The sequence below is a fragment of the Streptomyces sp. NPDC085460 genome (assembly GCF_044541975.1).
Taxonomy (GTDB): domain Bacteria; phylum Actinomycetota; class Actinomycetes; order Streptomycetales; family Streptomycetaceae; genus Streptomyces.
Window position 1 is genome coordinate 310,195 of sequence record NZ_JBITTO010000004.1, and the last position, 22,227, is coordinate 332,421.

Annotated in this window: 20 protein-coding genes; 10 read left to right on the forward strand and 10 right to left on the reverse strand. The window is 75.2% G+C overall.

From position 1 onward, the window contains the following. Nucleotides 1-61: 61 nt before the first annotated feature. From ACIGHB_RS12465 to ACIGHB_RS12495, 7 genes are all read right to left on the reverse strand, one after another. Entirely contained in the window at nucleotides 62-1,759 is a 1,698-nt protein-coding gene (locus tag ACIGHB_RS12465; RefSeq protein ID WP_399912205.1) for a DEAD/DEAH box helicase, read from the reverse strand. A 90-nt stretch (nucleotides 1,760-1,849) separates the two neighbouring features. Next, a complete protein-coding gene (locus tag ACIGHB_RS12470; RefSeq protein WP_007502648.1) occupies nucleotides 1,850-2,053 on the reverse strand; it encodes a cold-shock protein in 204 nt (67 codons plus the stop codon). 214 nt (nucleotides 2,054-2,267) lie between these two features. After that, complete coding sequence (locus tag ACIGHB_RS12475; protein WP_399912208.1) at nucleotides 2,268-4,160, reverse strand: helix-turn-helix domain-containing protein; 1,893 nt, start codon at nucleotides 4,158-4,160, stop codon at nucleotides 2,268-2,270. 258 nt (nucleotides 4,161-4,418) lie between these two features. Then, nucleotides 4,419-4,901, reverse strand: coding sequence for an NUDIX domain-containing protein (locus tag ACIGHB_RS12480; protein WP_360311497.1), 483 nt, complete (start codon nucleotides 4,899-4,901; stop codon nucleotides 4,419-4,421). A gap of 40 nt (nucleotides 4,902-4,941) precedes the next feature. Further along, nucleotides 4,942-6,546 (reverse strand): apolipoprotein N-acyltransferase, encoded by a 1,605-nt coding sequence (gene lnt, locus ACIGHB_RS12485; RefSeq protein WP_399912210.1) that lies wholly within the window; start codon nucleotides 6,544-6,546, stop codon nucleotides 4,942-4,944. A 109-nt stretch (nucleotides 6,547-6,655) separates the two neighbouring features. After that, on the reverse strand, nucleotides 6,656-7,213 hold the full coding sequence (locus tag ACIGHB_RS12490) for a hypothetical protein (RefSeq protein WP_399912213.1): 558 nt from the start codon (nucleotides 7,211-7,213) through the stop codon (nucleotides 6,656-6,658). 100 nt (nucleotides 7,214-7,313) lie between these two features. Next, entirely contained in the window at nucleotides 7,314-8,111 is a 798-nt protein-coding gene (locus ACIGHB_RS12495; protein ID WP_399912216.1) for a glutamate racemase, read from the reverse strand. A 58-nt stretch (nucleotides 8,112-8,169) separates the two neighbouring features. On the opposite strand from ACIGHB_RS12495, the gene ACIGHB_RS12500 reads away from it, so the two are divergent. The 5 genes from ACIGHB_RS12500 (at nucleotide 8,170) to ACIGHB_RS12520 (ending at nucleotide 14,622) form a co-directional block, all read left to right on the forward strand. Beyond that, entirely contained in the window at nucleotides 8,170-9,411 is a 1,242-nt protein-coding gene (locus ACIGHB_RS12500) for a glycosyltransferase (protein WP_399912219.1), read from the forward strand. 316 nt (nucleotides 9,412-9,727) lie between these two features. Next, nucleotides 9,728-10,258 (forward strand): DUF6643 family protein, encoded by a 531-nt coding sequence (locus tag ACIGHB_RS12505; RefSeq protein ID WP_360311485.1) that lies wholly within the window; start codon nucleotides 9,728-9,730, stop codon nucleotides 10,256-10,258. Nucleotides 10,259-10,311: 53 nt separating this feature from the next. Further along, complete coding sequence (locus tag ACIGHB_RS12510; RefSeq protein WP_399912222.1) at nucleotides 10,312-11,136, forward strand: MOSC domain-containing protein; 825 nt, start codon at nucleotides 10,312-10,314, stop codon at nucleotides 11,134-11,136. Between the two features lie 232 nt (nucleotides 11,137-11,368). After that, nucleotides 11,369-11,977, forward strand: a complete 609-nt coding sequence (locus tag ACIGHB_RS12515; RefSeq protein ID WP_399912225.1) for a hypothetical protein — start codon at nucleotides 11,369-11,371, stop codon at nucleotides 11,975-11,977. Between the two features lie 212 nt (nucleotides 11,978-12,189). Continuing rightward, complete coding sequence (locus ACIGHB_RS12520) at nucleotides 12,190-14,622, forward strand: right-handed parallel beta-helix repeat-containing protein (RefSeq protein WP_399912228.1); 2,433 nt, start codon at nucleotides 12,190-12,192, stop codon at nucleotides 14,620-14,622. Here ACIGHB_RS12520 and ACIGHB_RS12525 read toward each other — a convergent pair. After that, the gene (locus ACIGHB_RS12525) at nucleotides 14,592-16,949 is read right to left on the reverse strand and encodes a hypothetical protein (RefSeq protein ID WP_399912231.1); all 2,358 of its coding nucleotides are present in this window, start codon (nucleotides 16,947-16,949) and stop codon (nucleotides 14,592-14,594) included. The two genes, ACIGHB_RS12520 and ACIGHB_RS12525, sit on opposite strands and share 31 nt — an antisense overlap. 135 nt (nucleotides 16,950-17,084) lie before the next feature. Here ACIGHB_RS12525 and ACIGHB_RS12530 point away from each other — a divergent pair, with 135 nt between their 5' ends. The 3 genes from ACIGHB_RS12530 (at nucleotide 17,085) to ACIGHB_RS12540 (ending at nucleotide 18,959) form a co-directional block, all read left to right on the forward strand. Next, on the forward strand, nucleotides 17,085-17,903 hold the full coding sequence (locus tag ACIGHB_RS12530) for a DeoR/GlpR family DNA-binding transcription regulator (protein WP_360320766.1): 819 nt from the start codon (nucleotides 17,085-17,087) through the stop codon (nucleotides 17,901-17,903). Further along, entirely contained in the window at nucleotides 17,900-18,346 is a 447-nt protein-coding gene (locus ACIGHB_RS12535) for an SRPBCC family protein (RefSeq protein WP_399912235.1), read from the forward strand. The genes ACIGHB_RS12530 and ACIGHB_RS12535 overlap by 4 nt, the downstream gene beginning before the upstream one ends. Before the next feature lie 112 nt (nucleotides 18,347-18,458). Next, nucleotides 18,459-18,959, forward strand: a complete 501-nt coding sequence (locus ACIGHB_RS12540) for an SRPBCC family protein (protein WP_399912238.1) — start codon at nucleotides 18,459-18,461, stop codon at nucleotides 18,957-18,959. Here ACIGHB_RS12540 and ACIGHB_RS12545 read toward each other — a convergent pair. Next, entirely contained in the window at nucleotides 18,919-20,052 is a 1,134-nt protein-coding gene (locus ACIGHB_RS12545) for a PLP-dependent cysteine synthase family protein (RefSeq protein ID WP_360320775.1), read from the reverse strand. The genes ACIGHB_RS12540 and ACIGHB_RS12545 overlap by 41 nt on opposite strands. Before the next feature lie 193 nt (nucleotides 20,053-20,245). Between ACIGHB_RS12545 and ACIGHB_RS12550 the strand changes: the two genes are divergently transcribed. Then, nucleotides 20,246-20,563 (forward strand): hypothetical protein, encoded by a 318-nt coding sequence (locus ACIGHB_RS12550; RefSeq protein WP_360320778.1) that lies wholly within the window; start codon nucleotides 20,246-20,248, stop codon nucleotides 20,561-20,563. Nucleotides 20,564-20,752: 189 nt separating this feature from the next. Further along, nucleotides 20,753-21,340: an ATP-binding protein gene (locus ACIGHB_RS12555; protein WP_360320781.1), complete on the forward strand. Its 588-nt coding sequence runs from the start codon at nucleotides 20,753-20,755 to the stop codon at nucleotides 21,338-21,340. Nucleotides 21,341-21,421: 81 nt separating this feature from the next. On the opposite strand, the gene ACIGHB_RS12560 is transcribed toward ACIGHB_RS12555, so the two are convergent. Next, nucleotides 21,422-22,192, reverse strand: a complete 771-nt coding sequence (locus ACIGHB_RS12560; protein ID WP_399912243.1) for an SAM-dependent methyltransferase — start codon at nucleotides 22,190-22,192, stop codon at nucleotides 21,422-21,424. Between the last annotated feature and the right edge of the window lie 35 nt (nucleotides 22,193-22,227).

The following is a 22,227-nucleotide window of genomic DNA, read 5'->3' on the forward strand; positions in this document are numbered from 1 at the left end:
GGACGGGCCCGGCCCCCGTGAGGGGAACCGGGCCCGTGCGGTGCTCGTCCTGCGGGTGCCGTCAGCGCTCCGACGTGCCGCCCTGGGCGGAGGCGCGGCGGCGGGGACGGCGGTCGGCGCCCCGGCCGCCGGACTTCGCGACGGCGTCGCCGCCCTTGGCCGCCACGCCGGATCCCGTACGCCGGGAGGGGGCGCGGCCGCCGGCGGTGGCGCCGGCGGTGGACTTCGCCGCCGCGGCGGACCTGCCGCCGGCAGCGGCCTTCGTACCGCCGGAACCGGCGGCACCACCCGTACCGGCGGTACGGCGGCCGGTGCCGCGCCCGCCCGTACGCGCGGGGGCCTCGGCCGACGCCGCCGCGCCGCCGCCACCGCCGCGACGCCGCCGGGACGGGCGGCCGCCTTCGGCGGAGGCCCCGCGGGCGGAGCGGGAGGCCGCGGGCGCGGCGGGCTGGGGCACCTCGATGGTGACCGCGACGCCGGACGGCTCACGGGCGCCGGTGAGGGTGGCCAGCTCCTCGTCGCTGGACTTCAGTCGGGTCGTCCGCGGGGCGATGCCCGCGTCCTTCATGAGCCGGCTGAACTCGTGCTTCTGCTCCGGCAGGACCAGCGTCACGACGCTGCCGGAACCGCCGGCCCGGGCCGTGCGGCCGCCGCGGTGGAGGTAGTCCTTGTGGTCGGCCGGCGGGTCCACGTTCACGACCAGGTCGAGGTCGTCGATGTGGATGCCGCGGGCCGCGACGTTCGTCGCCACCAGCGCCGTGACCTGGCCGGTCTTGAACTGCTCCAGGGTCCGGTTCCGCTGCGGCTGCGTCCGGCCGCCGTGCAGGGCCGCCGCGCGGACGCCGACGGACAGCAGGCGCTTGGCCAGCCGGTCCGCCGAGCGCTTGGTGTCGAGGAAGAGGATGACCCGGCCGTCCCTGGCCGCGATCCGCGTGGTGACGGCCTTCTTGTCGGTCACGTCCTGCACGTGGAGGACGTGGTGCTCCATCGTGGTCACCGCACCGGCCGACGGGTCGACCGAGTGCACCACCGGGTCGGTGAGGAAGCGCTTCACCAGCTGGTCGATGTTGCGGTCCAGGGTGGCGGAGAAGAGCATCCGCTGCCCGTCGGGCCGCACCTGCTTGATCAGCTTGGTGATCTGCGGCAGGAAGCCCATGTCGGTCATCTGGTCGGCTTCGTCCAGCACCGTGATGCGGACGTCGTCGAGGACGCAGTCCCCCCGCTCGACCAGGTCGTTCAGGCGGCCGGGGCTCGCGACGACCACTTCGGCACCGCGCCGCAGCGTGGTCGCCTGCTTGGTGATCGACAGCCCGCCGACGATGGTGGCGAGGCGTACGTTCACGGCGGTCGCGTAGGGCGCCAGGGCGTCCGTGACCTGCTGCGCCAGCTCGCGGGTCGGCACCAGCACGAGCGCGAGCGGCGCCTTGGGCTGCGCGCGCAGCCCCGCCGTGCGCGCCAGCAGGGCCAGGCCGAAGGCGAGGGTCTTGCCGGAGCCGGTACGCCCCCGAGCCAGCACGTCACGGCCGGCGAGCGAGTCGGGCAGGGTGGCGCCCTGGATGGGGAAGGGCGTGGTCACGCCCTGGGCGGTGAGGGTCGCCAGCAGCCCCGCGGGCATGTCCAGGGAGGCGAAGTCCTCCGCGGCGGGGAGGGCGGGCGTGGCGCTCTCCGGCATCCGGAACTCGGCGGGCGAGGCCGGGGACGAGGCCGGAGCCGAGGGGTTCGAGCCGCGCTTGTTCGGCTTCCTGGGCCTGCGGGACATAGGGTTCTCTGCCTTTCTTCGAACAGCACAAACCGGGGTCCGCACCGTGACGGTGCGGACCCCGGTGAGCGACGGACTGGCGTCCGGTGATCAGGCGGGGACGATGTTCTCCGCCTGCGGGCCCTTCTGGCCCTGCGTGACGTCGAACGAGACCCGCTGGCCCTCCTGGAGCTCACGGAAGCCCTGGGTGGCGATGTTCGAGTAGTGGGCGAAGACGTCGGGGCCGCCACCGTCCTGCTCGATGAAGCCGAAGCCCTTCTCCGAGTTGAACCACTTCACGGTTCCCTGTGCCATGACGTTCTCCTTCTGTAAGGCAGAGGCCCCATCCGGAGATGCCGGTAAAACGAAATATGCGCCTGCGGAAAAACATTCCGGTCAGGCGCACATAGGTTCATGGGTACCACAACTGCAACAAGTCCACCGTAGCACGCTTCGGCCCCGCAGGGCGACGACACGGCGCGGCGCGCCGGACACTCCGGGTCACCGACACCCGGCCGCGGCCCGGCGGTCACCGGCGGGCCGGCGGGGACGCGAGGGCGTGCAGGCGCAGCGCCAGTTGTATCTCCAGGGCGCGGGACGGCGCCTGCCAGTCCGGGCCGAGGAGGCGGCCCACCCGCTCCAGCCGCTGCGCCACCGTGTTCACGTGGACGTGCAGGTCGTCCTTGGTGCGGGCCGGGCTCATGCCGCTGGCGAAGTAGGCGTCCAGGGTGCGCAGCAGGTCGGTGCCCCGGCGCGCGTCGTAGGCGACGACCTGGCCGATGGTGCGCTCCACGAAGCCGCCGATGTCCCGGCTGTCGGCGAGGAGCAGCCCCAGGAAGCCGAGGTCCTCGGCCGCCGCGCCCTCGCCCGCGCGGTGCAGCAGCCCGAGCGCGTCGAGGCAGCGGCGGGCCTCCTGGTAGGCGCCCGCAACCCGGTCCGGGTGGTCGAGCGGGTCCCGTACGGGTGCGGAGGCGCCGACGGTGACCGGCTCCCGCAGGGCGCCGCCCAGGTGCGCGGCGGTCTGGCGGGCCAGTTCGGCGGCGTCCTCGCCGGGGCCCAGCGGCAGCAGGAGGACCGTACCGCCGTCGCGGGCGGAGGCGAGGCCGCGGCGGGTGGCGGCGAGGTGGGAGGCGGCGGACGAGAGCCGCTGCCGGTCGGCGCCCTCGCGGCCGGGCGGTTCGGTGCCGCCGTCGCGGCCGGCCCGGTCGACGCGTGCGGCGAGGACGACGTGCGGGGCGTCGCTGTCGGTACGGAGGCGGGCGGCGCGCTCGCGGAGCAGGCGCCGGTCGCGGTCGGGGGCGTCGAGGAGGTCGTCGAGCAGCTCGCCCCGTACCCGCTGCTCGGCCTCGCCCGCCGAGCGGCGGGCGAGCAGGAGCAGGGAGGTGACGAGCGCGGCCCGCTCCAGGGTGCGCAGGTCGACGGGGTCGAGGCCGGGCCTGCCGCGCAGGACGAGCGCGCCGAGGTGCTCGCCGCCCGCGGAGACGGCGGCGACCCAGTCGTCGCCGGCGCGGACCGCGTGCCCGCCCGCGCGGCGGACGGCGCCGGCGGTGGTCTCGGTGAACTCGACGGTGCCCCCGAGGACCTCGGAGACGGCCTCGGTGACGTCGTGGACGCCGCCGCCGCGCAGGACCAGCTCGGAGAGCCGGTCGTGGACCTCGGCGGCGCGCTCGATGCCGGCGCTGTGGGCGCGGATGATGTCGTTGGCCCGCTCCAGTTCGGCGAGGGCGGAGCGGGTCTCGGCGAGCAGGTTGGCGGTGTCGATGGCGACGGCCGCGTGGGCGGCGAAGGAGCCGAGGAGGGCGACCTGCTCGCGCTCGAAGACCCGGGCCCGCCGGTCGGCGGCGAAGAGCACCCCGATGACCTGGCTGCCGAGGGTGAGCGGCACGCCGAGGATGGCGACCAGTCCCTCGTCGCGGACGGCGGTGTCGATGGTGCGGGTGTGCTGGAAGCGCTCGTCGTCGAAGTAGTCGTCGGTGACGTAGGGGCGGGCGGTCTGGGCGACGAGGCCGCCGAGTCCTTCGCCCATGCCCAGTCTGAGCTGCTGGAAGCGGGCGGAGACGGAGCCCTCGGTGACCCGCATGTAGGTGTCCCCGGCCGCCGGGTCGTTGAGGCTCAGATAGGCGACCTCGGTGCCGAGGAGGGCGCGGGCGCGCTGGACGATGGCGCGCAGCACCGCGTCGAGGTCGCGGAGTCCCGCGAGGTCGTGGGCGGTCGCGAAGAGCGCGGACAGCTCGGCCTCGCGGCGGCGCCGGCCCTCCAGCTCGGCGCGGACGCGCAGGGCGAGCTGTTTGGCCTCCTCGAGACCGGCCAGCGTCTCGGGGCCCGCGCCGCTCGCGCGGGCCAGGAGCACGGGCCGGTCGTATGCCTCCGTGGCGGCTCCCCGGGCGAGGAGTTCCAGGTAGGAGACGTGTTCGTGGGACATGGGACAGGGATACCCGGCGAGGGCGGGCCCGCGCCAGCCCTGTGGACGGCTCCTGTGGACAACCCGGGCCGGGGCGGTCCCGCCACCCCGCCCCAGTCCCCCGCGCCCAGGCTCACGGCTCCGGCTCGCGGCTCGTAGCCCCCGGCCCCAGGCCCCGCCGCGGGCGCCCGGCGTCCAGCTCCCCGGCCCCCGCATCCCCCTCCGACTTCCCGAAGCCGGCCCACGGCCCACGGCCCACGGCCCAGCCCGGCCCCCGGCTCAGCGGCCGTGTGCCGTGCGGAACCAGGTGGGTTCGTCGGCGAGCGCCTTGTCGATCCGCCGGTGCGAGAAGCCCCTCATCTCGGGAAGGGCGTCGAGGTCGAACCAGCCGACGTCGATGGACTCGTCGTCGTTGACCCTGGCCTCGCCGCCGACGGCCCGGCAGGCGAAGGCCACGTCCAGGTACTGGCAGATGTCGCCGTTGGCGTAGACGACGGGCTTGCGCAGGGTCTCGACGAGGAGGATCCGCTCGGGCACGCACAGGACCCCGGTCTCCTCCTCGACCTCGCGGACGGCGCAGTCGGCGGGCTGCTCCCCCGGTTCGACGATGCCGCCGATCACGGCCCACGCCCCGGTGTCGGCGCGCCGTCCCAGCAGGACCCGGCCCCGGTCGTCGAACACGACGGCGCTGACGCCGGGCAGGAAGAGCAGCTGGTGCCCGGCGGTCTTGCGGAGTTCTCGGATGAAGTCAGGGGTCGCCATGGGCCCGACCCTAGATCATCCGCCGGAGCGGTCCGAGGGCTCAGGCCCGTGCGCGGCGGGCCCGTACGGCGCGGGTGGCGGCCCAGCCGAGTCCGGCGGCGGCGACGGCGGCGAGCAGGGCCTCCGGGAGGGTGCCGAGCCGGGTGGCGGGGGTCTGCGTGGAGCGCAGGGGCACTTCCTCGACGAGGTAGTCCGGGGTGAACATCCCGGTGCTCGACACGATCTCGCCGTCGGGGCGGATCACGGCGCTGACGCCGCTGGTGACCGGCACGACGACGGCGCGGCTGTGCTCGACGGCCCGCACCCGGGACATGGCGAGCTGCTGGTAGGTCATCTCGCTGCGGCCGAAGGTGGCGTTGTTGCTGGGGACGGTGAGCAGCTGCGCGCCGTGGGTGACGGTGTCGCGGACGGCCCAGTCGAAGGCGGCCTCGTAGCAGGTGGCGAGGCCGACCTTGGTGCCGGCGAGGTCGAAGACGCCGACCTCGTCGCCGGCGCCGAAGTCGCGGGCCACGCGGTCCACGTTGCTGTTGAAGATCCGTACGAGCGGCCGCAGCGGGATGTACTCGCCGAAGGGCTGGACGTGCCGCTTGTCGTAGGTGGCGACGGGTCCGCGGCCGGGTTCCCACTGGATGAGGGTGTTGCGGAGCTTCCCGGTGGGCGGGGAGATGACGGCGCCGATGACGGTGGGCGCCTTGACGGCGTCGACGGCGCCCTGGATGACGGCGGCGGCGTCGGGGTTGGCGTAGGGGTCGATGTCGGAGGAGTTCTCCGGCCAGAGGACGAAGTCCGGCTGGGGCCGGGTGCCGGCCTTCACCTCCTCGGCGAGCTCGCGGGTGCGGGCCGCGTGGTTGTCGAGGACCTGGCGGCGCTGGGCGTTGAAGTCGAGGCCGAGCCGGGGGACGTTGCCCTGGATGGCGGCGACGGTGGCGGTGCCGTCCTCGGCGGTGTTGCTGACGAGCGGCAGGGCGGCGAGGGCGCCCGTCACGGGGACGAGGACGGAGAGCGCGGCGGCGGCGAGCGGTCCGCGCGGGACGCTGCCGGTGGCGCGGTGGAGGCGGACGAGGCGGACGGCCTCGTAGAGGCCGAAGCCGCAGAGGGCGACCGCGAAGCCGAGCACCGGGGTGCCGCCGACGGCGGCGAGGGGCAGGAAGACGCCGTCGGCCTGGCCGAAGGCGATCTTGCCCCAGGGGAAGCCGCCGAAGGGCACGCGCGCGCGTGCGGCCTCGCCGAGGATCCAGACGCCGGCGGCGAAGACGGGCCACCAGGGGAGCCGGGAGACGGCGGCGACGCCGAGTCCGACGGCGGCGACGAAGAGGGCCTCGACGGCGGCGAGGGCGACCCACGGCACGGGGCCGACCTCCTCCCCGGTCCAGATGAGGAGCGGCAGGAGGAAGCCGAGCCCGGCGAGGTATCCGAGGCCGAAGCCCGCGCGGAGGCGGCGCCCGTACAGGCTCCAGCCGAGGAGGGCGAAGGCCGGCAGCGCGAGCCACCACAGGGGGCGCGGCGGGAAGCTCAGGTAGAGCAGGACGCCGGAGAGCAGGGCCGCCCCGGGGCGGAGGAAGCGCGCGGCCGTACCGAAGCGGCGCGGCCGGTCCTCGTCGGCGGAGGCGTCGCCGGCGGCTTCGGGAGTGATGGTGGTGCTCACCTTGCGGAGTGTACGGGGCGTGCCTGTTGACGCCTTGTCCGGCACGGTACGGCGGCGGGCCGGGCGTCCGGACCGGTCGATCGGTCCCACCCGTACGCGCGCGTGCCGGTCAGGCGCCGGCGGGGGTCTGGGGCGGGGCGGGGCGGCGGAGGTGGTCGCGGATGGAGTCGACCGCGCCCTCGGCGCCGTCGACGGTGACGGTGAAGGTGCGTCCGTCGGCGAGCCGGAGCACCAGGCCCTCGCCGCGGCGGACGACGACGGCGGTGCCGCGGTCGGGGCGCCAGCGGTAGCCCCAGCCGCCCCAGTGGCGGGGGGTGACGGTGGGGGCGTAGTCGGCGTCGAGGACCTCGGTGAAGGGGATGGTGCGGCGCGGGACGCCGATGTGTCCGCAGCGGACCTCCATGGCGCGGTCGTCGACGCGGACCTCCACGTGGACGAAGGCGAGGGTGCCGAAGAGGACGAGGAGTCCGGCGGCGACGCAGCCGACGACGGCCATGACGAGGGCCAGGATGCCGGAGGTCCAGGCGGATTCGACGGCGATGGTGATGCCGAGCGCCATGAAGGCGGCTCCCGCGAGGGCGGCGATCCACTGGAAGCGGTTGGTGGCGCGGCCGGTCCACACGGCGGGCTGTGGCCCGCCGGCGTGCTGCCGCCTGGATTGCCTCATATCGGGAAGATTACCCAGCGATGCCGGGTTCAGCGCGTCGGAGCGGAGCCGTCCGGTCACCAAGAGTGAGCGGCCAGGGCAGGTCACCCGGGGTGAGCGGTCAGGGCGTGGGCGCGGGCGCGGCCGCGAGGAGGCGGCCCGCGGCGTAGTCGAGGGCGGCGGCCGGGAGGGGGCCGGGGCGGCCGCTGAGGAGGACGGAGAGGGTGCCGGTGGGGGCGGCGGCGGGGGCGGGTTCGGCGCCGACGCGGCGGAGGGCCTGGGCGGCGACGGCGCCTGCGGAGCCGTGGAAGACGACCGGGGGCAGCCCGGGGCGGCGGCGGGGGGTCAGGGCGGCGAGGATGCGGTCCTCGACGAGCTCGTAATGGGTGCAGCCGAGGACGAGCGCACGGACGTCCGGCGGGGTGAGCGCGGCGGCGGCGGTGACGGCCCGGTCGATGGCCTCGGGGTCGGCGTGCTCGACCGCGTCGGCGAGGCCGGGGCAGGGCACCTCGGTGACCTCGGCGCCGGCGGCGAACTCGCGGATGAGTCCGCGCTGGTAGGGGCTGCCGGTGGTGGCGGGGGTCGCCCAGATGGCGACCTTGCCGCCGGCCGCGGCGGCCGGCTTGATCGCGGGGACGGTGCCGATGACCGGGATCGCCGGTTCGAGGGCGGCGCGCAGGGCGGGCAGGGCGTGGACGGAGGCGGTGTTGCAGGCCACGATCAGCGCGTCCGGCCGGTGGGCGGCGGCGGCGCGGGCGACGGCGAGCGCGCGCCCGGTGAGGTCTTCGGCGGTACGCGGTCCCCACGGCATGCCGTCGGGATCGTTGGAGAGCAGCAGCTCGGCGTCCGGGCGCAGCCGGCGCACCGCGGCGGCTGCCGGGAGGAGGCCGATTCCGGAGTCCATGAGCGCGATCTTCACCCGGTCACCCTAGCCGATGGCCCTCATGTCCCCGCCGTTCTGGGGCAGACTGCGGCAAATGAGCATCCTCGCCTGGTTCGCGTCCGCCTCCCTGGCCGTCTGGGTCTGGCTCCTGCTCGGCCAGGGCTTCTTCTGGCGCACGGACCAGCGCCTGCCGCGGACCGGCACGCGCGCGTGCCGGTCCTCCGCGCGCGGAGGACCGGAGGAGTGGCCCGGTGTCGTGGTGGTGGTGCCCGCGCGGGACGAGGCCGGCGTCCTGCCGCTGAGCCTGCCGTCGCTGCTGGCCCAGGACTATCCGGGCCGGGCGGAGGTGATCCTGGTCGACGACGGGAGCACGGACGGGACCGGCCGCCTCGCCGTCGACCTGGCCGCGCGCCACGGCGGGCTGCCGCTGACGGTGGTGTCGCCGGGGGAACCCGCGCCGGGGTGGACGGGGAAGCTGTGGGCGCTGCGGCACGGGATGGCGCTGGCACGCGCGCGTGGGCCCGAGTTCCTGCTCCTGACGGACGCGGACATCGCGCACGAGCCGGACAGTCTGCGGCGCCTGGTGGCCGCGGCGCGGGGCGACGACCGGGACCTGGTCTCGCAGATGGCGCGACTGCGGGTGGCGGGCGGCTGGGAGCGGCTGGTCGTCCCGGCGTTCGTCTACTTCTTCGCCCAGCTGTATCCGTTCCGGTGGATCAACGCCGAGCGGCCGCGGGCGACGGCGGCGGCCGGGGGCTGTGTGCTGCTGCGGACGGAGACGGCGGTGGCGGCCGGGGTGCCGGACGCGATCCGTACGGCGGTCATCGACGACGTGGCGCTGGCACGGGCGGTGCGGGCGGCCGGGGGCCGGATCTGGCTGGGCCTCGCCGAGCGGGTGGACTCGGTGCGCCCGTACCCGGGGCTCGGGGAGCTGTGGCGGATGGTGGCGCGGAGCGCGTACGCCCAGCTGCGGTACGACCCGCTGCTGCTCCTGGGGACGGTGGCCGGGCTCGCGCTCGTCTATCTGGTGCCGCCGTTCGCGCTGGTGGCGGGCGCGGTGGCCGGGGACGCGCCGGCCGCGTGGGCCGGCGGGGCGGCGTGGGCGGTGATGGCGGGGACGTACCTGCCGATGCTCCGCTACTACGGCCGGTCTCCGTGGGCGGCGCCGCTGCTGCCGTTCACCGCCTTCCTCTATCTGCTGATGACGGTCGATTCGGCGGTGCTGCACTACCGGGGGCGCGGCGGGGCGTGGAAGGGGCGCGTCCACTCCGGGGGCGGCGCCTCCGGCGGCGCCGCCCCCGGGGACGGGGAATTCGCTTCCCGACACGGGGAGTAACGCGGCGAATTCGGCGCGTGCGCAAGGTACGCCGAGGCGCGGGATTGACGATTCGGCATACCCAAGATCACTTCTGTCACTCCTTCCGGTCGCTTTTTCTTTATCTGTTCTTCATACCGGGAGTGGTTCTCGCCGCCGACCCGGAAGACCCGCCGGTAACCCCCTCCCAGCTCGGGTTTTACGCGATCATGGGACAGAAACGTGCCCGTTTTTGACATGTTCGCTCTGGTTGGGGATCCATGCCCGTCAGAAGCCTGTCAAAGAAGGTGTTGAGCAGGCTCCCCAATCGGCAGATCGTGGGCTTAACTTATGTGCCATGACCTCCCCCCGCTCCAGCTATGGAGGCGGTTACCACACCGCGCCGTCCTTCCCGGACACCCCTATCTACGACTCCCTGGTCGCGGAGCGGGGCACGCCTCAGATCGCCCCGATCCGAGTGCCCGCCGCGTACGAGGCCCCCACCGGCTACCCGGCCCCCGTCGGCTACCCGGCGCCCGCCCCTACGGGCTCCTACCTGCCGGCGCTGCCGGCGGCCCTTCCGGCCCTCCCGTCGGCGCCGTCCCCCCAGCAGGCGCCCGTCTACCAGGGCGGTGGGTACGGATACCCGCAGCCGGCCCCGCAGATGGCCCCCGCGCCGCTGCAGCCGGCGCCCACGCCGTACATCCCGCAGCAGCCCGCGCCGCAGCGCGGCTACCCGGGCGGTCCGGTCCCGCAGCCCGCCCGCCCGATGGCCGGCGGCTACGAGGCCATGCGCCCGGCCGCCCCGCGTCCCGCGCCGGCGCCGGTCCCGGCCCCCGCGCCGTACCAGGACCCGTACAACCGTCCCTACCAGGGCGGCGGTTACTGACGGAGCGCGCGAGTCAGGTCCACCGGGGACGGAGCGGCTGGCAGGATGAGGACATGTCTGATCCCGTCCTCCGCTCCGTCCACGTCCACCCGGTGAAGGCCCTCCGGGCGCTCGACCGCACGGAGGCGGAGGTGCAGCCCTGGGGCCTCGCGCACGACCGCCGCTGGGCCGTCGTCGACGCCCGGGGCACGGTCATGACCCAGCGCCGCCACCCCCGGCTCGCCCTCGCGACCGCCGAACCCCTCGCCGACGGCGGCCTGCGGCTGACGGCGCCCGGTCGGGAACCGCTCGTGGTCCCGGTGCCGGAGCCCTCGGTCACGGTCACCGCGGACGTCTTCGACACGCCCGTGGAGACGGTCCCCGCCGGCGATGCCGCGGCCGCCTGGTTCTCCGCCTTCCTGGAGACGGACGCGCGCCTGGTGCACCTGGACGCGCCGGAGCACCGGCGCCCCGTCGATCCCGCCTACGCGCTCCCCGGAGAGACCGTCAGCCTCGCCGACGGCTACCCGCTGCTCGTCACCTCCGCCGCCTCCATCGACGCCCTCAACGCCCTGATCGCGCGGGGCGACCACGCGAGCGAGGGCCCGCTGCCCATGAGCCGCTTCCGGCCGAACCTGGTCGTCGGCGGGACCGAGCCGTGGGCGGAGGACGGATGGACCCGCCTGACCGTGGGCGAGGTGACCTTCCGGGTGGCCAAGCCGTGCGGCCGGTGCGTGGTGACCACCACCGACCAGACCACCGCCCGGCGCGGCAAGGAGCCGCTGCGGACGCTGGGGGCCCACCGGAAGCTGAACGGCAAGCTCGTCTTCGGCCAGAACCTCGTCCCCGAACACCGCGGCACCGTCCGCGTCGGCGACCCGGTGAAGATCCTCGACTGACACGGCCCCCTCGACCGGCCGGCCGGACTCCCCCGGCCGTCCCGGCTTCCTTGACCGGCCCGGCGCCCTTGACCGGCCCGGCGCCCTTGACCAGCCCGGCTCCCCCACCCTGCCCGGCACCTCCACCCTGCCCGGCTCCCCCGGCCGCCCCTTCCCCCTCGGCTCTCGACAGGCGAACCCGGCGTCCCCCGGGCAGACTCGTCCGAGGAACGACGAACGAGGGGGTTCCGGTATGCGTGCGATCACCGGACTCTGGCGCTGGCGGCGCAATCCCCTGCGCCGGACGACGGACCTGGTCGAGGCGTGGGTGGCGCTCATCGCCGTCGTCGTGCTGTGCGTGGCGGTGCCCCTGGCCGGCTGGGCGGCCGGCTCCTCCGCCCAGGCGTCCCTCCAGCGCGCGGTCCGCGCCCAGCAGCAGGGACGGATCGAGACCACCGCCCGGGTCCTCCGCCCCGCCCCCACACCGCCCGGCGCCACCGGATCCGGCGGCCAGACGGCCGAACAGCGCTTCCGGCGCGCGGTGGTGGCCCGCTGGACCGCGCCCGACGGCACCTCCCGCACGGGAACCGTCACCACCTCCCGGGCCAGCGCCACGCCCGGCGACACCTTCCCGCTCTGGACCGACCGGGACGGCCGTGCCGTCCCCGCCCCCCTGGCCCGCGACACCGCCCGCGCCCACGCCTTCGTCGCCGGCCTGACGGCGGCCGTCCTCGCCGGACTCGGCGTCGAGCTCGTCCGCCGGCTCGTGATGCGACGGCTGACCTTCCGCCGGTACGCGCGCCTGGACCGCGCCTGGGCGTCGGTCGGCCCCGACTGGGGCCGCACCGGCACCGGCAGCTGACGACGACCGGAACCAAGGCTTCCGTGCCCCGTACGGGTGCGGCACGACGACCCGTCAACCCCGCGCCTCCACGCGCGCTACGGTGGGGCATCGGATCCACCATCCAGGAGACCGGATCCTGGATCCCACTGAGACCGGATCCAGGATCCCATCGCACGCGGCGGGGACCGGATCCTGGATCCCATCGCACGAGGCGGGGGCAGAGCACACCCATGGCACACGGCACGGTCCAGGTGACGCACACCGGCACGTCGCGGTGGCGGCGCCGCACGGGCGAGTACGCCACCCTCGCCGCCGCCCTGGAGGCGGCCGGTGACGGCGACGTCCTCACCGTCGCGCCCGGCACCTACCGCGAGAACCTCGTCGTGACCCGGGCGGTGACCCTGCGGGGCCCCGAGGACGGCGCGGGGCCGGTGCGGATCGCGCCGCCGGACGGCGTGCCGCTGACCCTGCGCGCGTCCGCGATCGTGCAGGACCTGCACATCGAGGGCCAGGACGTGGCGGCGCCGGCGCTGCTCGTCGAGGACGGCACGCCGGAACTGCTCGACCTGCGGATCATGACCCGCTCCGCCGCCGGGATCGAGGTGCGCGGGCAGGCCCGCCCCACCGTCCGCCGCTGCACCGTGGACAACCCGGCCGGCGTCGGCATCGCGACCGTCGACGGCGCCGGCGGCGTCTTCGAGGAGTGCGAGGTCGTCTCCGCCGGCCAGGCCGGGGTGTCGGTGCGCGGCGGGGCCCATCCCCGGCTCGAACGCTGCCGGGTGCACCACGCCTCCGGCGCCGGGATCGCCGTCACCGGCGAGGGCAGCGGCCTGGAAGGCGTCGGCTGCGAGGTGTACGAGATCAAGGGCGCCGGACTGCAGATCGCCGCCCGCGGCAGCGCGCACCTCGTGGACTCCTCCGTCCACCGCACCTCCGCCGACGGCGTCACCCTGGACACGGACGCCGTCCTGACGCTCTCCGACTGCGACATCCACGACGTGCCGGAGAACGCGGTGGACCTGCGGTCCCGTTCGGTGCTCACGCTGACCCGCTCGACGGTGCGCCGCTTCGGGCGCAACGGCCTCTCCGTCTGGGACCCCGGCACGCGCGTGGACGCCCATCAGTGCGAGATCCACGACAGCACCGGCGACTACCCCGCGGTGTGGGTGAGCGACGGGGCGAGCGCCGTCCTCGACGCCTGCCGCGTGCACGACGTGCCCGACGCGCTGTTCGTGCTCGACCGCGGCTCCCGGGTGGACGTCGTGGACAGCGATCTCACCCAGGTGCGCAACACCGCCGTGTCGGTGAGCGACGGCGCCACCGCCCAGCTCGACGACTGCCGGATCAAGGAGGCGTCCACCGGCGCCTGGTTCCGCGACCACGGCAGCGGCGGCACCCTCGCCAACTGCACGATCGACGCGGTGCAGACGGGCGTCATCGTCACCAAGGGCGCCGACCCCACGGTGGAGCGCTGTGTCGTCACCTCCCCCGCCGAGGCCGGTTTCTACGTGTCGGCGGAGGGCCGCGGCACCTTCCACGGCTGCCGGGTCACCGGCAGCGGCGGCTACGGCTTCCACGTGATGGACGGCTGCCGCACCGTGCTGCGCCGCTGCCGGACCGAGCGGTGCGCGCGCGGCGGGTACGAGTTCCCCGAGGACGGTCCCGTCGCCGAGGACTGCACCGGCGACGAGAGCGCGGTCCGCACCCCGCCGGTGCCCGAGCCCGCCCCGGCGGCGCCGGTCCTGACGGCGGCCCAGCACTCGCCCGGCCTGCTCGGCGCCTATCCCCCGCCGCGTACCGCCGCCGCTCCGGCACCGGCACCCGCGCCGGCGTCCGCCGCCGTGCCCGCCCCCCGGTCCTCGGAGGACGTGCTCGGCGCCCTCGACGGGCTGGTCGGCCTGGACAGCGTGAAGCACGAGGTGCGGACGCTGACCAACATGATCGAGGTGGGCCGCAAGCGGCAGGAGGCCGGTCTGAAGGCCGCCTCGGTCCGCCGCCACCTCGTCTTCACCGGCAACCCGGGCACCGGCAAGACCACCGTCGCCCGCCTCTACGGCGAGATCCTCGCCTCGCTCGGCGTCCTGGAGCGCGGGCACCTCGTGGAGGTCTCCCGGGTGGACCTGGTCGGCGAGCACATCGGCTCGACGGCGATCCGCACCCAGGAGGCGTTCGACCGGGCGCGCGGCGGCGTCCTGTTCGTCGACGAGGCGTACGCGCTGTCGCCGGAGGACTCGGGCCGGGACTTCGGGCGCGAGGCGATCGACACCCTGGTGAAGCTGATGGAGGACCACCGGGACGCGGTGGTGGTCATCGTCGCCGGCTACACCGCCGAGATGGAGCGGTTCCTGACCGTCAACCCCGGTGTGGCGTCCCGCTTCTCACGGACCATCAGCTTCGGTGACTACACCCCGGAGGAGCTGCTGCGGATCGTGCGGCAGCAGACCGACGAGCACGAGTACCGGCTCGCGGAGGGCGCGGACGACGCCCTCCTCAGGTACTTCGAGAAGCTGCCGAAGGGCCCGGCGTTCGGCAACGGGCGGACGGCGCGCCAGACCTTCGAGTCGATGGTCGAGCGGCACGCGGGCCGCGTCGCGGTGCTCGCCGAGGCGAGCACCGACGACCTGACCCTGCTCTACCCGGAGGACCTGCCCGAACTCCCCTGATCCGCCGCCTCGTCGACGCCTCGCTGCCGGGGCAGCGCGGGCAGCAGCCGGTCCAGGAGCGCCGCCCGGCAGATCGCGAAACCGGGGTCGGCCTGGTAGTCGGAGTGGCCGAGGAGCGGTTCGGGCAGCGGGTGGTCGCGGGTGCGCCCGTACGCGACCGGGTCGCGCAGCACCGGGGCGTCGACGCCCGGGCGGCCGTCCTCGGCCGGGACGCGGACCGGGCCGCCGATGGGGTCGGTGGCCCGGTGAAGATTGGTCCAGCAGTGCACCGCGCGGTGCAGGCCGCGCAGCGCGTCGGGGCCGAAGTAGGCGGGGAACCAGCGGCCGTAGAGCCGTTCCAGCGGGGAGCCGTAGGTGAGCAGGGCGACCCGGGCGCGGGTGGCCGACGGCAGCTGCCAGACGGCCGCGGCGGCGAGGACGCTGCCCTGGGAGTGGCCGGAGATGACGAGCCGGCCGCCGGTGTGCCCGGTCCAGGAACGCATCCGCCAGGTGAGGTCGGGCACCGCCCGCTCGGCGTAGCAGGGCGGCGCGAAGGGGTGGGCGGCGCGCGGCCAGAAGGTGCCGACGTCCCAGAGGATGCCGATGGTGCGGCGGGCGTGGGCGTCGCGGTAGGCGCGGCGGCCCCAGGTCACGAAGAGCAGGAAGCCGAAGCCGATCATCCAGGAGCCGAGCGCCTGGGTGGTGGTGGCGAGCGCGGCGATCGCGGGGTGGGCGCCGGAGAAGGCGCTGCCGGGGACCTGGTCGCTGGCCCAGGCGCCGGCGACGGAGGCCGCGCCGAGCAGCAGGGTGGTGCCGGAGACGACACCGATGAGGACGGGGGCCGAGTCGGTGAGCGAGGCGCGGGCGCGGCTCGCGGCGATCTGGCCGGTACGGACCGGATCGGGGCGCTCGGCGGCGTAGTCGGCCTCGACGGCGGCCCGCAGCCGGCGGGCGGCGAGCGCGGTGCGGACGCCGAGGAGGGCGGCGGGCACGAGCAGCAGCAGGAGCAGGACGGGGATGACGGACGCCTGCCAGCTGAGCAGGACGGGCGGTCCGGCGAGCGGGCTGCCGCCGGTGCCGGGGGTGGCCCCGCCGTCGAGCCGGTCCGCGACCCACTGGGCGACGCCGCCGGACATCACCCCGGCCAGCGCGCAGGCCAGCATCGCGGTGGCCGGCCCGCCGAGTCCGGCGAGGGCCGTACGGGAGTCGCGCCGCGCCCGCTGGAGCAGCAGGGCCACGGCGCCGAGGGCGACGACGAGGCCGCCCTGGGCGACGGTCAGCATCCCGAAGACCGCGCTTCCGGGAAGGGTGCCGGCGGAAGTCCAGCCGGGCCGGGCCCAGCCGGTGTGCAGGACGGTCAGCGCGAGCAGGCCGAGCGCGGCGGCGGGCAGCCGGGTGACGAGGGCGCTCTCGACCCGCTGGTCGAGCTTGCGTTCGCTGCGCCCCCGGCCGCAGACGGCCCACAGCACGAGCGCGGCGCACACCGCGAGGGCGGCCCGCAGGGCGAGTCCGGTGGCGGCGAGCCCGCCGGTGTCGTGGCGGGCGGGGGCGACGGCCAGGGCGCCCGCGACGGTGAGGAACCCGGCGGCGGTGTGCGCCGCGCGCAGCCGGGCGACGAGCCGCCTCCCGTACCAGAAGCCGGGCCGCCCGAGCGCGGGCCGCGGGTCGTCGGACGCCTCGGCGGGTGCGGGTGTCTCCGTGGGTGCGGGCGCGTCGCTCGTGGGCGGGCGCTGGGCCTCGTACGCGCTCCAGGTGCGGCGGGAGAGGTACCAGAGCAGGGCGACGAGCGCGGCGGGGAGGACGGCGGCGAGGGCGAGGCGGCGGCCGGGCCCCGACCACCAGCCGGCCCGGTCGGCCGAGACGAAGCCGAGCCAGGCCCGGCCGTCGGCGCAGGCGGTGGTGCCCGCGCACTGCCAGGCCGTCAGGTCGAGGGCGACCTCGCACACGGCGGCGGTGAGCAGCACGGTGAGGCTGAGGGCGAGGAGGCGGACGAGGAGGCCGTAGAGCCGGACGAGACCGGGGCGTTCGGGGGCGGGCGGCCGCATCCAGTGGGCGAGGTTGACGACCATGAACGGCAGGAGCAGCAGCCAGAGGGCGCGGGCGCCGTCGCCGGAGGTGAGGTTGGACCAGACGTACGCCTCCGGCACCGGCCCGGCCGCGTGCCGCCCGGGATGGTCCTCGGCGTCGAGGTCGTCGGCGCGCCGGTGGACGGCGGCGGTCTCGTCGCCGGTGACCCGGACGGTCCTGGGGTCGTCGAGCATGGACTGGGGGGTGGCTCCGCCGACTCCGTGGACGAGGAGTTCGAGCGCCGCGCCCCCGTGCTCGGGGGCGGGTGTGGCAGGGGACACTTAGGAGTCTTCCTCTCGTGAGTGGGAGGATGCGACGTCGGCTCCAGGATCGCGGACGACGGTGCGCCCGCGCACGGTCTCTCACCGAATCCGACAGCCATCCCCTCGTCTCCTGCGGAAGGACCGGCCCCGGCGGTGACTGACAATCAGAACCTCCTCGCGGAGCAGCGGCGCGCCCTGATCCTCGACGAGGTGCGGCGGCGCGGCGGCGTACGGGTGAACGAGCTGACCCGTCGGCTCGGCGTCTCGGACATGACGATCCGCCGCGACCTCGACGCGCTGGCCCGGCAGGGCATGGTCGCGAAGGTGCACGGCGGGGCCGTGCCGGTGGCGGAGCCGAGCACGCACGAGCCGGGGTTCGAGGCGAAGTCGGCGCTGGAGCCGAGCGCGAAGGACGAGATCGCGCGGGCGGCGGCGGCGCTGGTGGTGCCGGGTTCGGCGATCGCGCTCTCCGGCGGGACGACGACGTACGCGCTGGCTCGGCAGCTGCTGGACGTGCCGGACCTGACCGTGGTGACGAACTCGGTCCGGGTGGCGGATGTCTTCCACGAGGCGCGTCCCGCGTCGGGCGAGGGGCGGCGGGCGCCGACCGTGGTGCTGACCGGCGGGGTGCGGACGCCGTCGGACGCGCTGGTCGGGCCGGTGGCGGACCGGGCGGTCCGCTCGCTCCACTTCGACCTGCTCTTCCTCGGCGTGCACGGTCTCTCGGTGGAGGCGGGCCTGTCGACGCCGAACCTGGCGGAGGCGGAGACCAACGGGTGTCTGATCCGTGCGGCGCGCCGGGTGGTGGTGGTCGCGGACCACACCAAGTGGGGGACGGTGGGCCTGAGTTCCTTCGGGTCGCTGGACGAGGTGGACACCTGGGTGACGGACCGGGGCATGGCCGCGGAGGTGCGGTCCGAGGTCGCGGAGCACGTACCGGGGCTGCTCGTGGCCGGAGAGACGGGGGCGTGAGCCGGTTCCGGGTGGCGCGCTCGGTGCCTCTGGCGCCGGCGGAGGCGTGGCGGCGGCTCACCGACTGGCCGGCGCACGGCCGGCAGGTGCCGCTGACCAGGACGGCGGTCCTGACGCCGGGGCCGAGCCGGGTGGGTACGCGGTTCACCGCGCGCACCGGGCTCGGGCCGCTGGGTTTCGACGACCCGATGGAGGTGGTCCGCTGGGAGCCGCCGCTCGGGGACCGGCCGGGGGTGTGCCGGCTGGAGAAGTACGGGCGGCTGGTGCGCGGCTGGGCGGAGATCCGGGTGGCGGCCGAGTCCGGCGGCGCGCGGGTGGTCTGGACGGAGGAGCTGGCGGTACGAGGGCTGCCGCGGGCTTTCGACGGGGTGCTGGCGCGGGCCGGCCGGGTGGTCTTCGGCCGGGCCCTGGACGGGTTGCTGCGCCGCGGTCCACGGAACTGAGCCAACCCTCGTCGAACGGACTTTCGTCCTGACGCGGTGTCAGCTAGGGTGCCCGCTACCCTTCGCCCCTAGGGTGCCCGCTACCCTTCGCCCCCTCCTGGAGGTCCGGTCCATGCCACGCCGACTGCGGCCGGTGGAGCTCGGCTTCACCGCCACCGCGCCCGTCCGCCTCGCCTTCGAGGCCACGCTCCAGGCACCGCCCCCGGCGGTCTACCGCTCGATAGCCGTCGAGGTCGGCAGCCTGCCGTCCTGGTTCACCCCGGTCGCCTCGGCGGTCCCCCTGGACGACGGGGCGCGCCGCACGATACGGCTGCGCGGCGGCGTCCGCTTCGAGGAGACGATCCTGGCCGCCGAACCGGACCTGCGCTACGCCTACCGCGTAGACCTCACCAACGCGCCGGCCGTGTCCGCGCTGGCCGAGGAGTGGGCCATGGCCCGTCAGGGCCCGGGGACACGGCTGCGCTGGACGATGGCGGCCGACGGTCCGGCCGCGTTCCGCGCCGGTCTGCGGCTCGCTGCACCGGGTCTCGGCCTGTCCTTCCGCCGGGCGGCGGCCCTACTGGACCGGCGGCTCACTCCGGCCAGACGCCCGTCGCCAGGAACCGCTCGATAGCCGCCGCGTACGGGGCGATGTCGAGGCCCTGCTCGGCGAGCCAGGCGTCCGAGTAGTACTTGTCGAGGTAGCGGTCGCCGGGGTCGCACAGGAGGGTGACGACGCTGCCGGTGCGCTCCTCCGCGACCATCTCGGCGACGATCTTGAAGGCGCTCCACAGGCCGGTGCCGGTGGAGCCGCCCGCCTTGCGGCCGATCGCGGTCTCCAGCGCGCGGACGGCGGCGACGCTCGCCGCGTCCGGGACCTTCATCATCCGGTCGACGGCGCCGGGCACGAAGCTGGGCTCCATCCGGGGGCGGCCGATGCCCTCGATGCGCGAGCCGCAGTCGGCGGTGGCGTCGGGGTCGTGGTGCACCCAGCCGTCGAAGAAGCACGAGTTCTCCGGGTCGGCCACGCAGATCCGGGTGTCCTGCTGGGTGTAGTGGACGTAGCGGGCGATGGTGGCGGAGGTGCCGCCGGTGCCCGCGGTGGCGACGATCCAGGCCGGCTCGGGGTACCGCTCCAGGCGCAGCTGCTGGTAGATCGACTCGGCGATGTTGTTGTTGCCGCGCCAGTCGGTGGCCCGCTCGGCGTAGGTGAACTGGTCCATGTAGTGGCCGCCGGTCCGGGCCGCGAGCGCCGCCGACTCCTCGTACATGGTGCGCGAGTCGTCGACGAAGTGGCACTGCCCGCCGTGGAATTCGATCAGCCGGCACTTCTCGGGGCTGGTGGTGCGGGGCATCACGGCGACGAAGGGGACGCCGATGAGCTTCGCGAAGTACGCCTCGGAGACGGCGGTCGAGCCGCTGGACGCCTCGATGACCGGCTTGCCGGGGCGGATCCAGCCGTTGCAGAGCGCGTACAGGAAGAGCGAGCGGGCCAGGCGGTGCTTGAGGCTGCCGGTGGGGTGGGTGGACTCGTCCTTCAGGTAGAGGTCGATGCCCCACTTCTCCGGGAGCGGGAAGCGCAGGAGGTGCGTGTCGGCGGAGCGGTTGGCGTCGGCCTGGACCTTGCGGACGGCCTCCTTCAGCCACGCGCGGTACGCCGGATCGCTGCGGTCGACGTCCACGGTGGTGGCGGCGTCCACGGCGTAGGGGGGTCGGGTGGTGCTCAACGGTTTCTCCTCGCTGTCCCGCCGGGGTGGACCCTGGCTTCCCACCCTCGACGATACCGCTCTCACCTGGGCAAACGTTCTCTTTGACGTTCCATAGGATCGGCTTGGGGGGCGGTCGGGCGACGTTCCCTGGTGCCGGCGCCGACGGCCCGGCACACTGGGAGCGACGGGTACGCGGAAGGGGTGGACCGCCATGACGGAACCGGAGTTCAGCGCCAGGGGCGTACGCATCGCGCGCTGGCCGCGCTCGCTCACCCGGGCCGGCGAGGTCCGCATCGAGGACGGCCGGCTGGCGCTGCTGACGAGTTACGGCTCCGAGATCGACAGCGCGCCGGTGAAGGCGGTGCGGGCGGGCCGCCCGTGGTTCGCGAAGGCGGACGAGACGGTGGCGACGGTGAACGGCACGCGGTACCGGCTGACCATGGACGCGGCCGGGGAGGACGACGACCGGGACGCCGAGCAGGCGGGCCGCTTCCTCGCCGCGCTGAAACGGGCGGCCGGCGGCAGGTGACCGCCCGGCGACGCCCCTGACCTGGGGAAGCTCGCGGCGGGTTGCGGGGCGGTGACGGCTGGCTCAGGCTGGAAGCACCTCACTGAGGGTGGAACGGTGGTGACACTGTGCTCAGTGCGCCGCCCTGCCGTACCGCATGACAGATCCGAACCTCCGTCGTCTTCAGGACTACTTCGGGGAGTCGCAGCCGTGATCAGCGAGCCGAGCAGGTATTACGCGGTGGAGCTCCAGGCCCTGCCGTCGCGGATCGGACAGATCCGCAGGATCGTCGCCGCCCATCTGCGCCATTGGCACCTCGACGACCTGGTCGATCCCGTCGCCCTGGGAATGACCGAGCTGTTGAGCAATGTGCACCGCCACGCGCAGCCCGACAAGGAGTGCACCGTCGAGCTGGAACTCCTGCTCGACCGCCTGACCGTCTCGGTCCGGGACAACGACCCCCGGATACCGGTGGCGGCCGAGACGTCCGCCCTGGACCTGTGGGACGGGCCGGACGCGCTCGCCACCTCGGGCCGGGGCCTCGCCATCGTCGGGGCGCTCAGCGACAGCTGGGGCGTCCGGCCGCGGGGCGCGAGCGGCAAGGTCGTCTGGTTCGCCCTGACCGCGCCGCCGTGCGCCGGCGGCCCGGCGGTGGCCGGCGCCGAGGCCGGGTTCGGCTTCGACCTGGTGCCGCTCGCCCCGATCGTCTCGTACAGCCGTCTCGCGGGCGTCCCCCTGGGCGCGCCCGCGAAGACCCCGGCGTTGGCGGCGTCCGGCGCCGGGGTCTTCGCGGGCTGATGACGTCCGGCGCCCGAGCTCTGGCGTCGGGCGCCCGGGGCTGACGGCCCGGTGGTCCGCCGGTCGGCCGGGCGGGCCGGCTCAGGCGGTGGCGACCAGGGTCAGGTACGCGATGCCGAGGACGTTTCGGTAGCCGTTCAGCCAGCCGGAGCGCTGCCGGTCGACGCGCTCGCGGGTCTCGGCGGCCAGCGGGTGGTCCGGGTGCGCGGCGAGCCACAGCTCCGTGTCGTACCGGTAGCCGGACTCGAACGCCTCCCACTCGTCGCGGCTCGCCGTCTCGATCCACGCCGGACGGAACCCCGCCGCGATCGCCAGGTCGACGAGTCCGCCCAGCGGGAAGTGGTCGCCGGCGGTCGCGCCGGGCCACATCCCGGCGAGCTCCGCCTCGGTCGGCGTCCGCTCCCAGAACCCCTCGCCGAGCACGACCAGACCGCCGGGCCGTACGAGGCGGCGCAGTTCGCGCAGCGCCTCCGCCGGGTCGTGCGGCAGCTCCGGATCGCACAGGGCCTGGCTGGAGCCGAGGCAGAGGATCGCGTCGACCGGGCCGCGCTCGCTGCCGCGCGCGGACTCCTCCACGAAGGCGACGCGGTCCGCGAGACCGCGCTCGGCGGCGAGCGCCCGTCCCCGGGCCAGGTCATCGGCCTCGATGTCGATGCCGATGCCCTTCGCCCCGGGCGCCGCGTCGAGGATCCGGAGCAGCAACTCGCCCCAGCCGCAGCCGATGTCGAGGACGTCCGCGGGGCCCGAGTCGGCGATCCGGCGGACGAGGCGCGCGGCCCGCTCCTCGGAGAGCGGGCCGTGGAAGGTGAGACTGCCCAGGCGGGGCGGGAGTTCAGCATCGGAAGTGATCATGGAGGGGGACGTTACCGGGCCCCCGTGGTCCTGCC

Excerpts from the sequence above, each read along its gene's own strand:
- ACIGHB_RS12465 (WP_399912205.1), bottom strand. The coding sequence starts at position 1,759 with ATGTCCCGCAGGCCCAGGAAGCCGAACAAGCGCGGCTCGAACCCCTCG.
- ACIGHB_RS12470 (WP_007502648.1), bottom strand. The coding sequence starts at position 2,053 with ATGGCACAGGGAACCGTGAAGTGGTTCAACTCGGAGAAGGGCTTCGGC.
- ACIGHB_RS12475 (WP_399912208.1), bottom strand. The coding sequence starts at position 4,160 with ATGTCCCACGAACACGTCTCCTACCTGGAACTCCTCGCCCGGGGAGCC.
- ACIGHB_RS12480 (WP_360311497.1), bottom strand. The coding sequence starts at position 4,901 with ATGGCGACCCCTGACTTCATCCGAGAACTCCGCAAGACCGCCGGGCAC.
- ACIGHB_RS12490 (WP_399912213.1), bottom strand. The coding sequence starts at position 7,213 with ATGAGGCAATCCAGGCGGCAGCACGCCGGCGGGCCACAGCCCGCCGTG.
- ACIGHB_RS12500 (WP_399912219.1), top strand. The coding sequence starts at position 8,170 with ATGAGCATCCTCGCCTGGTTCGCGTCCGCCTCCCTGGCCGTCTGGGTC.
- ACIGHB_RS12505 (WP_360311485.1), top strand. The coding sequence starts at position 9,728 with ATGACCTCCCCCCGCTCCAGCTATGGAGGCGGTTACCACACCGCGCCG.
- ACIGHB_RS12510 (WP_399912222.1), top strand. The coding sequence starts at position 10,312 with ATGTCTGATCCCGTCCTCCGCTCCGTCCACGTCCACCCGGTGAAGGCC.
- ACIGHB_RS12515 (WP_399912225.1), top strand. The coding sequence starts at position 11,369 with ATGCGTGCGATCACCGGACTCTGGCGCTGGCGGCGCAATCCCCTGCGC.
- ACIGHB_RS12520 (WP_399912228.1), top strand. The coding sequence starts at position 12,190 with ATGGCACACGGCACGGTCCAGGTGACGCACACCGGCACGTCGCGGTGG.
- ACIGHB_RS12540 (WP_399912238.1), top strand. The coding sequence starts at position 18,459 with ATGCCACGCCGACTGCGGCCGGTGGAGCTCGGCTTCACCGCCACCGCG.
- ACIGHB_RS12550 (WP_360320778.1), top strand. The coding sequence starts at position 20,246 with ATGACGGAACCGGAGTTCAGCGCCAGGGGCGTACGCATCGCGCGCTGG.
- ACIGHB_RS12560 (WP_399912243.1), bottom strand. The coding sequence starts at position 22,192 with ATGATCACTTCCGATGCTGAACTCCCGCCCCGCCTGGGCAGTCTCACC.